Source organism: Amphritea atlantica, from assembly GCF_018860855.1.
GTDB classification, from domain to species: Bacteria; Pseudomonadota; Gammaproteobacteria; order Pseudomonadales; family Balneatricaceae; genus Amphritea; species Amphritea atlantica_A.
This window is the reverse complement of sequence record NZ_JAHKQE010000009.1, coordinates 64271-77617: the sequence shown is the minus strand read 5'-3', so window position 1 is coordinate 77617 and position 13347 is coordinate 64271. Positions and strand designations below refer to the sequence as shown.

Below are 13347 nucleotides of genomic sequence, written 5' to 3'. Positions count from 1 at the left end.
CGCAGGCCCCGGTTTCTGAGTGACTGCGATAGTGGCTAGTCGATGCGACTCGCAACATAACGGCCGGGTGCTGGTTCGATTACTTTAAACTCAGCATTACCATAGTCTTTTGGTGCGTCTACTTTTTTACCTGCTTTAGGTTTGAGCCATTTCGCCCAATTTGGCCACCAGCTGCCTTCTTGGCGCTCGGCGGTTTCAAACCAGTGATCGGCTCCCTGGCCTAACTCGCCGCCGGTCCAGTAGTTGCGACGGTTTTTCGATGCCGGGTTAACGACACCAGCAACGTGTCCACTAGCCCCAAGTACGAATTCGATTTTACCCTGCATAAGTTCGGTACCTATAAAGGTGCCTTTCCAAGGAGCAATGTGATCATCGATGGCTGACATGAAGTAGGCCGGAACTTTGATATCACGTAGATCGATAGATTCACCGCAAATAGTTAAACCGCCCGGTTCTGCCAGTTTGTTTTTAATGTACATCTCGTTGATATAGTAGGTGTACATATTGGCTGGCAGGTTGGTGGAGTCAGAGTTCCAGTAAAGAATGTCAAAGGGAGCAGGATTCTGACCTTTAAGGTAGTTGTTAACCACATAGGACCAGATTAGGTCGTTGGAGCGCAACATGTTAAAGGATGTGGCGAGGTCGCGGCCATTCAGTAAACCTTGCTCATCGACTTTGTCGGTAAGCTGTTTAACTTGCTGTTCATCGATAAAGACTCTCAGGTCGCCAGGGTCGGTAAAGTCGGTCAAGGTTGTCAAGAAGGTTGCTGAAGCAACAGAATCATCTTTACGTTTGGCCATAACCGCTAGCGTTGACGCGAGCATTGTGCCGCCGATACACCAAGAGACGCAGTTGATCTTTTCTTGATCCGTGATCTTTTTGACCGCATCAATCGCCTTCATGGTGCCGTTTTCGATATAGTCATCCCAAGACAGATCCCGTTGTTCTGTGGTTGGGTTAACCCAAGAAACCAAGAAGACGGTTTGTCCCTCTTCAACGCAGTATTTAACGTAGGAGTTATGTTCCTGCAGATCAAGAATATAAAACTTGTTGATACAAGGGGGGATAATCAGCGTTGGGCGGCTATAAACCTGTTCAGTTTTTGGCTTGTATTGGATCAGTTGCAGCATTTCGTTTTCGAAAACAACCGCACCTTCAGAGGTCGCAATATTTTCACCGAGGGTGAATGCTGACTCGTCGGTCATCGTGATACGACCTTTTTCAACATCGCTCAACAAGTTCTGCAGGCCGTCGACCAAGCTTTGACCTTTGGTTTCAAGTGCTTGCTGAAGTACTTCAGGATTGGTCAGTGCAAAGTTGGTTGGTGACATTGCATTGGTATATTCCTGAGTATAAAACTCCAGCTTACGTTGTTCGTTCTCGCTCAGGTTGGCTTTAGATGCCATATCTTGGAGCAGTTCGGCGGTCAGCAGGTAAGATTGCTTAATGTAAGAGAATACAGGATTTTCGCTCCACTCTTCAGCGGCAAAACGACGATCGCCTTTCTGTGGCTCTGCGATCGGTTTGTCTACGGCTTTGCCGGATAGAATGTTCTGCCATAAGCTAATTTGAGCTTGTTGGTAGTCCGTGATGACACGAACCCACACGGAGGGGTCTTCAAAAGAGCGTGAAGCCAAGTCTGTCCATGACTGGGTGAACTTCTTATACATCTCCTCATGACCGCCTTGAGAGTATTTCTCAAGAATTTTTTTGCTTTCGGTGTTGAGATAATTAATAAATTCTTGTGGATTAGAGAGAATGTTGCTGTTGTTGTCCATAAAACTGCCTTCTTTCTGAAGCCTGACTTAGTCAGCGGAGCTAACGTTTTAGGAGAGCCGCCACCCGTGTATTGTTATTATTGCCTGACGCTCTGTATCTATTGCTCAATATTCCGAGCTTAACCAATCTATTGTTGAAACAGAGTTATTGAGCATAGACAACTTGATGCGGCGCAGCAAGCTTCAATTACACTACTTTAGTCAGACAATGCGGGGAGCAACGCCTAGTTGATGACTAAATAATAACATCGATATGTTGCAAGGTTAAAAATATACCTGTTTTAAGTGAGGCTAATCATATTTTGCCCAGAAGTTGCTTGTTTGGGGTTTAGTCGGTCATGGTGTTCTGTTAGTGCTCGCTGGGTGATATCGCCTACCGCTGTCAAAACGATAGCTCTGGTGGTATATACTCTTTTTCCCGATTAAGTTGCCCGATTAAGTGCCTAATTGAGTGAGTTAATATGTGAGCTAAATGATTAAGGAGATGTAATGCGCCAGTTTTTACTGATGAGCAGTGTTGGTTGTCATCTATGTGATACCGCCGCTGAGGTATTGATAGGAAGCCTTGATCCTCAGCAGCATCTGCTGGATGAGGTAGATATCGCCTACGATGATGAACTCATGGCGAAGTATGCTGTGCTGATTCCTGTATTGGTTGATGAGGCCAGCGGTCTTGAGTTGCGCTGGCCATTTGATGCTAACAATGTTCGGGATTTTCTGGCTAGCGTTTATGCGCAGGATTGATCAAAAGCAAATAAGCGTTGTCCATTCACTTCTGTTTGCTGTGCCAGTGTGTCAGCATCGCAGCCTCTAGCTAAGGCAACCTCTTGTAGAATATGCGGCAGATAGGCAGGCAGATTGCGGCGACTTTTCGGCTTTGGTTTGAGGTTGCGAGGTAGCAAGTAGGGGGCATCGGTCTCTAAAAGCAGCCGCTCAGCGGGAATCTCTTTAACGAGATTGAGCAGTTCTCGGCCACGACGTTCATCGCAGATCCACCCCGTAATGCCGATATATAAGTCAAGATCCAGATAGTTGTAAAGCTCTTTTCGGGTGCCGGTGAAGCAGTGTGCGACCCCGCCGTGGATCACGTCACGGTACTGCCTGAGCATCTCTATCTGTTGCTTATGAGCATCCCGTTCATGCAGGAACAGAGGTAGCCCTGTTTCACTGGCGAGTTCTAGTTGTTGCTCAAATGCCCTGATCTGCTGTTCTGGTGTGGAAAAATTCCGGTTAAAGTCGAGCCCAGTCTCACCGACAGCGACCACCTGAGGCTGTTTTAGCAGGGCGAGCAAGGTGCTACGAACCTGCGCTGAAAAGTCTTTGCTGTAGTGTGGGTGGACGCCGGCGGTGCAAAACAGTTGGCCGGGGTATTGTTGACACAACTCAACGGCCTGTTCACTTTCGGTTGCCGTCGTGCCGGTCACTAACATCCGTCTCACGCCGACCTTAGCCGCCTCGTTAATAACCGTTTCCCGATCGGGGTCAAATGCACTATCGGTCAGATTGACGCCGATATCCGTGAGGGCGTAGGTCTCGTTTATCTCGCTCATGAGTATTATTGGGTCGATATGGGTGAATTATTATGGCGGATGTAATCTCTCAGCTCTTCAGCCTGATTAGCGCCCGTTGAGCTTTGCAGCGCGACGCGAAAAGCGGTTTGGCCTTCGGGAAGGTGAGCAGGCTTGCCTGCTAAGGTGCGATAAACCGCATGATAAGCCATTACATTCATCACATAGCGACGGGTTTCATTGAACGGAATCGTTTCGATCCAGATGTCGATAGGTAGTTCCCCGCGCTGTTTTAGCCAGCGGTTGACGCGGCTTGGTCCCGCATTATAAGCAGCCGTCGCATATACCTGATTGTTGTCGAACTTTTTCTGCATCTCCGCAAGATAGGCAACCCCTAGATTGATATTGGTGGCGGGTTGATACAGGTCGTTAGTGTTTTTGTAAGGGATTTTATGATGCTTGGCAGTCATTTGGGCTGTTTTCGGCATTAACTGCATCAGTCCGCGAGCGCCGACCCGAGAGCGAGCGCGGGGCTGGTAGGCACTTTCTTGGCGAGCAATCGCGCGTGCCCAGTTGGTGTCAATATTGAACTTGCCTGCCAGTTTTGCAAAGGTATCCGAGTAAGGCATAGGGAAACGCAGGGCGATATCATCCCAGTATTTGGCTTTGGCTATCCCGATGATGGCCATATTATGCCAGCCCCAGCGGTGCAATACGGTAGCGGCAGTGCGCAGTTGATCAGCATCGAAGTCATGGGTTAGTTGGTTCCACTCCCGTCGAGCCAAATAACGTTCGTCCAGTTGATATAGTTCGTACATTCGCTGCATCGCAGGACTGTTGGCCAGTTTCAATACGGCTGTTTCGGCAACTTTGTTCTGCATTGGGTTGAGGCGAAATCCGGTTTGTAATATACGGGCCGCTAGTAAACCGTAATAGCTTCGCTCGGTGCTGAGTTTGATGAAAGCATCAGAATAGACCGGTTGTAATCCTTCGATATGGCTAGCGGAGAGCGTTTTCCAATAGACCCAGCGCTCCTCTTGTTGCACCTTGGGTGGCATCTCATCGATGAGTTGGTGAACTTTTTCCCAATTGAGGGCGGTGAGTGCGAGTTTGATGCGCCGCTCCTGAATCTGCTCATCCTGAGTTGTATTGAGTTGCTGCAGGAGTTTGTCGGTCTGCTTATCCGGTAAGTTGGCCAGACGGCGTGCCAGTGTTTGACTGAGTTCGAGTTGATCTTCAGGGCTAAATGACCGTTTGGTGCGAATCTTAAACCAAGCCTGTGTTGCCGCTTGAGGGCTTTTTCGCGACAGGCGGTCAATACCGTACAAGTAAGTTGTTCGGCTGGCGAGGGTGTCTCCAGGAAGGAAATTTGGGTCCTTCACCAGTGCCGGTTCATTGTACACCTTAAGAAAACGCTCAGTTGTCTGTTTCTGTGATGCATTTTTGATATAACGCTGTAGGTATAGCGCGAGTTTAATATTATTACCGTCGACCGCTTTCCAGAATCGCTGATATGCCAGCGTACTTGATGGGCCTTTATGTTGGTCAATCCAGTAACTGAAAACAGGATCGCAAGCGCTCGAAATAGAGTGTCCTGCATTCCAAAGGGTGTCGATGTTTTTAATGGCAAGCTGTGACTGATCTGTTTGCAATAAGGCGTTTCGGTAATGACATTGCGCCTGTTCGCTTCTAACCGTGGAGTCAGTATACGCGGTGATATAGTCTTTCCAGCGCTTATTGGCGGCGAGGTAGCTAAGCCATTTTTGTTCTAGCGGATAAACGGTGGGAAGTCCGGCGAACTGTGTTACATACCGGTTAATATGCTGTTGTGTGATGTTTTTGAAATTATGCCTCAGCTCACGTTGTTCCAAATAAGGGTAAAGCGGGTATTCGCTGAGCTGGGCTTTAAGTTGCAAGTAGCTGTCTAGATTATCCGTATCTAGCTGCGTGAGTGCTTTTTGATAAAGCTGGCGCGTGTCGGTTGATTGGTTTGCAGTCGCCGTTCCTGCTACGAAAAAGCAGAGAAGGAAACTGGATACGAGACGGCTGCGCTTAGCATTACTTTTTTTAATCAACATCATCCATCTTTGTCGGTAGCTGCATTTAATCTCATCATAGCGGCAAAACCGCCCTAAATTCGAGAAAAATATGACTGAATTTTATGAAATCTAATCTAGAGCCGGCATATCGGGCCTCTTATTGGATTTAAGCGTAAATATATTGTGATTGCGTATCACCGCCGAGTGGTTTTTCTGTAGAATATGCGGCCAACGTTTTTGATGGATTTAAGCATGGCTCTGATCAGACTGGACAAGGTCTCTGTCGCCTTTGGCGATAAACAACTGCTCGATCATATCGACTTTCAACTGGATAAAGGCGAGCGGGTTGCCTTAGTGGGCATTAATGGTGCGGGTAAATCGACCCTGCTGAAAGTGCTGGCACGGCATCAGGCAACGGATGATGGTGAAATCTGGCAGGATGGCGGCGCTCGGGTAGCGGAGCTGTCACAGATGTTGCCGGCCGCGGATGAGCGTAGGGTTCGAGATGTCGTCGCCTCTGGCTGTGCCGAAACGGTTGATCTGCTCAATCGCTATGAAGCCTTGGCGATGAGCCAAAGTGATACCGATATGGCTGAGCTTGAACGCTTGCAGCATAAGATTGAGATGGTTGATGGCTGGCATTTAGAGCAAAAAATATTACAGGTGCTTGAGCGCCTTGAGTTGGATGGCGATCAATTGATGTCGGCGCTATCGGGTGGTTGGCGTCGTCGGGCAGCCCTCGGTGCAGCGCTAGTGCAGTCGCCAGATATCTTGCTGCTTGATGAGCCGACCAACCATTTGGATATCGAAACCATCGAATGGCTGGAAAAACAGATCATGGAATTCCGTGGGGGCGTGCTATTTATCTCCCATGACCGTTCATTGGTTGAACGTTTGGCAACCCGCATTGTTGAGCTAGATCGCGGTAAACTGACCTCCTTTCCCGGCAACTATTCTGCTTACCTGACTCAAAAGGAGAAGATGCTTGAGGAAGAGGAGCGTCATAACGCTTTGTTTGATAAGCGACTCGCCGAAGAGGAAAAATGGATTCGTCAGGGCATTAAAGCCCGTCGTACCCGTAATGAAGGCCGCGTGCGCGCCCTTAAAGATCTGCGTGTTGAACGTTCTCAGCGGCGCGACAAGCAGGGCAAAGCAACGTTCCAAGTGGAGCAGGCTGACCGTTCTGGCAAGATCGTTATTGAAGTCGAAGGCGTTAGTCATGGCTATCACGGTGAAACGGTGCTGCGTGATCTAACGCTGTCGGTTCAACGGGGTGATCGAATCGGCCTAATCGGTCCGAACGGTGTGGGTAAAAGTACCCTGTTAAAAGTGCTGCTCGGACAGTTGCAGCCTGATCAGGGGGAGGTCAAGCTTGGCACCAGTCTTAATGTCGCCTATTTTGATCAGCTGCGCGGTAAGTTAGATCCTGAAAAAACCATTATCGATAATATCTCTGAAGGTCGTGAAAGTATTACCATTAATGGTAAATCGCGCCATATTATCAGTTATTTGAGTGATTTTTTGTTCTCTCCAGAGCGTGCTAGGACACCGGTAAAAGCCTTGTCCGGCGGTGAGTGTAATAGGGTTATGTTAGCGAAGCTGTTTAGTCAGCCGTCTAACCTGTTGGTGCTTGATGAGCCGACCAATGATCTAGATATCGAAACCCTAGAGTTGCTTGAGGAGATTCTGCTGGAATACAAAGGTACTTTGCTGCTGGTGAGTCATGACCGAGCCTTTTTGGATAATGTTGTTACTTCAACCTTGGTGTTCGAAGGTAATGGTAAAATCCAAGAATACGTGGGGGGCTATGAAGACTGGTTACGTCAGCGGTCTCAGGTAAATAGTGCGGCGAGTAAACCATCGACTAAATCTGCCGCAGTTGCTGCAGAGCCGGTAAAGGCCGCGCCTGCGAAGAAAAAATTGAGCTATAAATTGCAGCGGGAGTTAGATCTACTGCCGGGGCAGTTGGAAACCTTGGAAGGCGATATAGCGCAGTTGCATGAACAAACCGGTGCGGCTGACTTTTATAATGGCGATCATGAACATGTTGCGGCCACTTTAGCCGCGCTGCAAACGAAAGAATCTCAGCTTGAAAAATTGATGGAGCGTTGGGTTGAATTAGAGGCGATGCAGTAACACTGCCATCGCCTCACCTCGACTGTCAGACCGAGAAAGGGCCAGAGGTTATGCTCTAGTCTTCTTTTTCGGTGACTCTGATAGCCAGCACATCGCATTTAGCGCCGTGTAAGATGCCGTTAGCGGTAGAGCCTAACAACAAAGCTAGACCGTGACGTCCATGATTACCGACGATGATTAGATCGCAACTTTGTTCTTCAGCCACTTTGTGAATCTCGGTTTCAGTATGACCCGAAACGACGTAAGACTCTTTTACTGGATAGTCTAATAGCTCGGTAAAGCGAGTCATTTTGGCCTTTGCATGTTCATCTAACTGGGCTTGAATAGCGGTTAGATCCATTGGAACGTCGCCGCCATAGGCAAAACTCAGCGGTTCGATAACATGAATAATGGACAGCTCAGCATTTGAGAATTTAGCAAGCTGTTTTACTTTGTCGACCAGTTGATCAGATTCTTCTGATAAGTCGGTCGCTACTAAGATGTGTTTATATAGGGACATGGGAGTCGCTCCTTTTGATTCCTATGATGAGAGTAACATAGAACTTATGGTCCTAATTATGACCGGTATCAACTAGATTAGTCGAGGGTGTTGAATGAAGTGGACCATTATTATTTTAATTACGATGTCGTTGCTGGGATCTATCATGTGGGCTATGCCGAGTCCACGGCAGCGGTTCTTAGCAAAACTGCGGCAGCAGGCCTCTCAGCATGGCTTTCAGGTGCAGATGGTGCGGATGACACCGCCACGGGCAGCGGGTCAAGTTGAGCCTGAAACGTTGATGGCAACGGCCTATCGATTGCCGCGCTATAATCTAGATAAAGAACACCGTAATCATTTTATTGAGTGGCAGGTATTTCGTCAGGTGGCCGTTGCCAATGAGGGGCTGCCTGAAAACTGGTGCTGGGGTAGGGGTGAACGTTGTTTAAATGAGTCGCAATTGGCGATTCTAAATGATTTCATTGAGCAACTACCCGCGGGTGTGTCATCAATTGAATCAACGCCGATACATATTTCGCTGTATTGGGATGAGCGTGGTGATGAAAACTCCTTGGATGAATTCCAAGTACAGCTTAAGCCCTTTATTGATCAACAGTTTTAGTCGAACGTTTTTAGGAGTTATTGTGGCACTTTCTGCAGGTATTTATCGTCATTACAAAGGGGCTAACTATGAGGTGCTCCACCTCGCTAGACATTCTGAAACGGAGGAATGGCTGGTGGTGTATAAACCCTGCTATGGTGACCATGGTGTCTGGGTACGCCCACTGACGATGTTTATTGAGGAGGTGGTGGGGCCTGATGGTGATCTTGTGCCACGCTTTCAGCTGTTAAGTACCGAATAGGGGCTTACGACAAGCAGCGTATCTATGTTTTATTCCTCTTTGCTCTCTTTTTGACTTAACAGATCAATCGATGCAGCCAGATTGCCCGTTGCCATCGCGCTGCTCGGTCGCGCTTTGTTAAGTAGATCTCTAATCTTATCGACGTAATCCTGTTTTTGTTTCTGCGGTACGTTAGCGCGGGCAACCATTGCTTTAGCATGCTTGTAATGAGACATGGCGATGAGTTTGTCATCCCGGGCGAGGTAGTAATCTCCTTGGTTGATATGGGCATCGGCGAATATGCAGACATGCAACCAGTAGAGATCATGCTGAAACTGCTTCGCACGGGAGACACTTATTTTTCCTTGCTGCGCCATTTCGATACAAAGTTTCTCTGCATACTGGATATGTATCTGCGCTTTTTTGAGTGCTCGGTCGTTATTGAAGCCTCCGGGGACCGGTGTAATGCGATCGGTGCTTTCTTTTTGTGCACCGATATCTTGCAGTAAGTCCGAGTCGGGAGCGAGCGTTGAAATCTCTTCGATCATACTAACCACAAAGCCACTTAATGCGTTGGTGATTTCGGCGCGACAGTTGGCTTCCCTAAGTACCGCAAGGCATTCAAGGGCTTCTGCTGATTTCTTGTTCAGCTCTTTCAGACGCTTGCTGCGATACTCCTGTTGCTGCTCTCGAGTCGAGAAAAAGTTATTCACCAGCAACGCCACGAAACCGACAGCGATCAAAGAAAAAAGAAAAATCAGGTTGTCTTGCAACATATTCTCAGGTAGTTGTAATTAAGGAACTGACTAATATTGGCGGCAGCATACTGCATTTAAGCTACCAGAAACATACCTTTATTAGCCAATTTTCTTGACCGATTGGCGTGTTTTTTTTAGCAGAAGCTTGACCCTGCTGGTTACAGCCCTTATATATGCACGCTGTTTTGTATTGTCACCTCGTCCTTTAAGGATTTTATTTATATGGGAAAGTCCCTAGTTATAGTTGAGTCACCTGCCAAAGCTAAAACCATAAACAAGTATCTGGGTAACCAGTTTGTGGTTAAATCGAGCGTGGGCCACATTCGGGATCTGCCCACTAGTGGCTCGGGTAATGGGGCTGCATCGGATCCAAAAGAGCGCGCCCGACAGGCTGCAATCACCCGTAAACTGTCACCGGAAGATAAAATCCGGCACAAGGCTGAAAAGAGCAAAAAACAACTGATTGCCCGTATGGGGGTTGACCCTGAACATAACTGGGATGCCCGTTATGAGATTTTGCCGGGTAAAGAAAAAGTCGTGGATGAGCTGAAGCGGCTGGCGAAAGATGCTGACACTATCTATCTCGCAACCGATTTGGACCGCGAGGGGGAGGCGATTGCCTGGCACCTGCGGGAAGCGATCGGGGGTGATGATTCACGCTACAAGCGCGTGGTGTTTAACGAGATTACCGAAAAAGCGATCCAAGAGGCATTTAAAAAACCTGGAGAGCTTGATATCAATCGGGTGAACGCGCAACAAGCACGACGTTTTCTCGATCGGGTCGTTGGTTACATGGTCTCTCCACTGCTGTGGGAAAAAGTCGCTCGCGGCTTATCAGCGGGTCGGGTTCAGTCCGTTGCCGTACGTTTGTTGGTCGAGCGAGAGAAAGAGATTCGCAGCTTTATCCCAGAAGAGTTCTGGGAATTGCATGCCGATGTCGAATCAGACAAAAAAGAAGCGTTACGTTTTCAGGTTGAGAAGTTTCAAGATAAGGCATTTCGGCCCGTCAGTGGCACCGAGACTGAGGGTTATGTTGCGCAACTAAAGCAGGAAGCTTTTAAGGTTACCAATCGGCAGGATCGTCCGACGAGTAGTCGTCCTTCCGCACCGTTTATCACCTCAACATTGCAGCAAGCGGCAAGTACGCGGCTGAGTTTTGGCGTGAAGAAAACCATGATGTTGGCGCAGCGGCTCTATGAAGCGGGCTATATCACCTATATGCGAACCGACTCGACTAATTTGAGTGCGGAAGCGGTGGCTACCTGCCGTGAATATATTGAGGAGAACTTTGGTAGCAAGTATCTACCGGAAAAGCCAAACTCTTATAGCAGCAAGGAAGGCGCTCAGGAGGCGCATGAGGCGATTCGTCCGTCGGATGTAAGTATCGAAGCTACATCACTAAAAGGCATGGAGCGTGACGCTGAGCGCCTCTACGAGCTGATTCGACGGCAGTTCATGGCGTGTCAGATGACACCAGCCCTTTATACCAGCACTCGAGTGACCATCACCGCGGGTGAATTTGAATTACGCACCAAAGGGCGGATTCTACGATTTGATGGATATACCCGTGTGATGAATAGCCGAGGCAAAGATGACGATATCATCTTGCCAGATGTAAAACAGGGCGATGTATTACAGCTTAAACAACTGGACCCTAAACAGCATTTCACTAAACCTGCGCCGCGTTATACCGAAGCGAGTTTGGTTAAGGAGCTCGAAAAGCGCGGTATTGGCCGACCATCGACATACGCATCGATCATCTCGACGATTCAAGATCGAGGCTATGTAGAGGTTCATAATCGCCGTTTCTACGCACAGAAAATGGGTGATATTGTCACCGAAAGGCTGGTTGAAAACTTTACGGACCTGATGGACTTTAGCTTTACCGCACGGATGGAGGAGTCGCTTGATGATATTGCGACGGGTGCTGCCGATTGGAAAGCACTGCTCAATCAGTTCTATGAAGGTTTTAGTAATCGCTTAGTTCAGGCACAAAACCCAGAAACGGGTATGCGGCTTAATGCGCCGACAGAAACGGATATTCCCTGTCCCACCTGTGGTCGGATGATGATGATCCGGACGGGCACAACAGGCGTGTTTTTAGGCTGCTCTGGGTATGCTTTGCCACCGAAAGAACGTTGTAAAACGACAATGAACCTGATTCATGGTGATGAAGTCGTTAGCGTCGATGGCGATGATGAGGAAGAGTCTCGGATTCTACGTAACAAGCATCGTTGTAAAATTTGTGACACGGCAATGGATAGCTACCTAATCGATGAGCAACGCAAGTTGCATATCTGTGGTAATAACCCTGACTGTCCCGGATTTGAAGTTGAAAAAGGCGCCTTTAAGATCAAGGGTTATGATGGTCCAGTGCTTGAGTGCGATAAGTGTGGCGCAGAGATGCAACTGAAAACTGGTCGCTTTGGTAAGTTTTTTGGTTGTACAAGTGATACTTGCAAAAACACACGTAAGCTATTGAAAAGTGGAGAGGCAGCGCCGCCTAAGATGGACCCAGTGCCAATGCCAGAGCTACAGTGCGAGAATGTTGAGGACACCTTTATCCTGCGTGATGGTGCCTCCGGAATGTTCCTTGCGGCTAGTCAGTTTCCGCGTAAGCGTGAAACACGTGCACCGAAAGTGGCTGAGTTGTTGCCGCACAAGAGTGAGATCGATCCAAAGTATAGTTTCCTCTTCAGTGCACCGGTAGAAGATGATGAGGGCAATCCTACGATTGTTCGCTATAGCCGTAAAACGAAAGAACAGTATGTGATGACGGAAGTTGACGGCAAGGCGACCGGCTGGCGAGCATTTTATACAGGTGGTAAATGGGTAGCCGAGGCTGCTAAACCGAAGAAGGCAGCAGCAAAAAAGTGAGCGGAGATTTAGTATGAGTGGTGTGTATTTAACCCGTACCAATCAGAAATTAAACTTTACCCGCATCCATCTGGATGCGCTTAAGGTTGCTCAGGAATCGACTGGGTGGAGTAAGCATGCGTTGATCGAGTCCTATAATGAATCAGTCTTGTTTCATATGGCGTCAGCATACAGCTCATTACTCAGGGAGATTGCTGAACAATATAGTTTTGATGCGAATCGCATTACTAAGCTTAGTCAGCTAGTTGCTCAGATGGAGGCTCAAGGGCTTGAGGCACCGGAAGTCGCTGAACTGCAACAGTTGCATAGTAATGCTGATAGCTGGCTACATAAGTTATTAGCGGCCTATAAAGCATGCTGGCGTGCTGAGGAGCATAAAGAATCGCGCGGGCAGGCTGAAAGCGTATCAGAAATACATGTCATGCAGATCAATCCGGATCATGCCGAAGATAGTGATATTCTCAGTGAATATCAGCTCTGGTTTAGCGAGTTTAAATCACTGGTCGAACGCATGCGAAGTAGTATGCAGGAGTGGTAATAGAGCAAAGTAGGGGGCTGGTGAGCAGTCATCGCACCGGCTGCTTTAGTCATGAGTTTGAGCTGAAGTGAGAAGAGTATGTCTGATATGTTTTTAGAAATAATCGAGCTAGATGATGGTCAGATTGCATTACGCAGAGCTGATTCTAATGATGAGCCTATTATGCGAATCAGTTTCTCAAATGACGTTAGAGAACAGCTTGATGAAGAGTGCATTGATGTCGCTAAAGTCATGCTGACAGCGGGTATTCATATGATTTCAGATCTCAACGTTAAGGGTGCTGTCGGTCCTGATAGGGCTGATGGAGATAATGACCTAGAGGATGCTGAAGCGTTATCCGATGATCGGCCTCGGGTGATTCACTAGCAAAAAAAACAGCGCTTAGGCGCTGTT

Annotated in this window: 12 protein-coding genes; 7 read left to right on the top strand and 5 right to left on the bottom strand. The window is 48.0% G+C overall.

The window, feature by feature from the left end:
* Positions 1 to 35: 35 nt before the first annotated feature.
* On the bottom strand, positions 36 to 1778 hold the full coding sequence (locus tag KO512_RS03145) for a PHA/PHB synthase family protein (protein WP_215950888.1): 1743 nt from the start codon (positions 1776 to 1778) through the stop codon (positions 36 to 38).
* 489 nt (positions 1779 to 2267) lie between these two features.
* Here KO512_RS03145 and KO512_RS03140 point away from each other — a divergent pair, with 489 nt between their 5' ends.
* Positions 2268 to 2522, top strand: coding sequence for a glutaredoxin family protein (locus tag KO512_RS03140; RefSeq protein ID WP_215950887.1), 255 nt, complete (start codon positions 2268 to 2270; stop codon positions 2520 to 2522).
* Here KO512_RS03140 and KO512_RS03135 read toward each other — a convergent pair.
* Together KO512_RS03135 and KO512_RS03130 are read right to left on the bottom strand one after the other, a co-directional pair.
* Positions 2507 to 3328, bottom strand: a complete 822-nt coding sequence (locus KO512_RS03135) for a TatD family hydrolase (protein WP_215950886.1) — start codon at positions 3326 to 3328, stop codon at positions 2507 to 2509. The two genes, KO512_RS03140 and KO512_RS03135, sit on opposite strands and share 16 nt — an antisense overlap.
* Before the next feature lie 5 nt (positions 3329 to 3333).
* Positions 3334 to 5364 (bottom strand): transglycosylase SLT domain-containing protein, encoded by a 2031-nt coding sequence (locus KO512_RS03130; RefSeq protein WP_215950885.1) that lies wholly within the window; start codon positions 5362 to 5364, stop codon positions 3334 to 3336.
* 213 nt (positions 5365 to 5577) lie between these two features.
* On the opposite strand from KO512_RS03130, the gene KO512_RS03125 reads away from it, so the two are divergent.
* Positions 5578 to 7461, top strand: coding sequence for an ATP-binding cassette domain-containing protein (locus KO512_RS03125; protein ID WP_215950884.1), 1884 nt, complete (start codon positions 5578 to 5580; stop codon positions 7459 to 7461).
* A 55-nt stretch (positions 7462 to 7516) separates the two neighbouring features.
* Here the strand turns inward: KO512_RS03125 and KO512_RS03120 are convergent, their stop codons facing one another.
* A complete protein-coding gene (locus KO512_RS03120) occupies positions 7517 to 7960 on the bottom strand; it encodes a universal stress protein (RefSeq protein ID WP_215950883.1) in 444 nt (147 codons plus the stop codon).
* A 94-nt stretch (positions 7961 to 8054) separates the two neighbouring features.
* Here KO512_RS03120 and KO512_RS03115 point away from each other — a divergent pair, with 94 nt between their 5' ends.
* Positions 8055 to 8561 carry a hypothetical protein gene (locus KO512_RS03115; protein WP_215950882.1) on the top strand — a complete coding sequence of 169 codons (507 nt, stop codon included), beginning with the start codon at positions 8055 to 8057 and terminating at the stop codon, positions 8559 to 8561.
* A gap of 22 nt (positions 8562 to 8583) precedes the next feature.
* Complete coding sequence (locus KO512_RS03110) at positions 8584 to 8802, top strand: DUF1653 domain-containing protein (protein WP_303492488.1); 219 nt, start codon at positions 8584 to 8586, stop codon at positions 8800 to 8802.
* Positions 8803 to 8831: 29 nt separating this feature from the next.
* Here the strand turns inward: KO512_RS03110 and KO512_RS03105 are convergent, their stop codons facing one another.
* Positions 8832 to 9494 carry a DNA topoisomerase I gene (locus tag KO512_RS03105; protein WP_215950880.1) on the bottom strand — a complete coding sequence of 221 codons (663 nt, stop codon included), beginning with the start codon at positions 9492 to 9494 and terminating at the stop codon, positions 8832 to 8834.
* Positions 9495 to 9761: 267 nt separating this feature from the next.
* Between KO512_RS03105 and topA the strand changes: the two genes are divergently transcribed.
* From topA to KO512_RS03090, 3 genes are all read left to right on the top strand, one after another.
* Positions 9762 to 12416 (top strand): type I DNA topoisomerase, encoded by a 2655-nt coding sequence (gene topA, locus KO512_RS03100; RefSeq protein WP_215950879.1) that lies wholly within the window; start codon positions 9762 to 9764, stop codon positions 12414 to 12416.
* Positions 12417 to 12429: 13 nt separating this feature from the next.
* The gene (locus KO512_RS03095; protein WP_215950878.1) at positions 12430 to 12954 is read left to right on the top strand and encodes a DUF6586 family protein; all 525 of its coding nucleotides are present in this window, start codon (positions 12430 to 12432) and stop codon (positions 12952 to 12954) included.
* Between the two features lie 78 nt (positions 12955 to 13032).
* Positions 13033 to 13320 carry a hypothetical protein gene (locus KO512_RS03090; protein ID WP_215950877.1) on the top strand — a complete coding sequence of 96 codons (288 nt, stop codon included), beginning with the start codon at positions 13033 to 13035 and terminating at the stop codon, positions 13318 to 13320.
* The last annotated feature ends 27 nt before the right edge of the window (positions 13321 to 13347 follow it).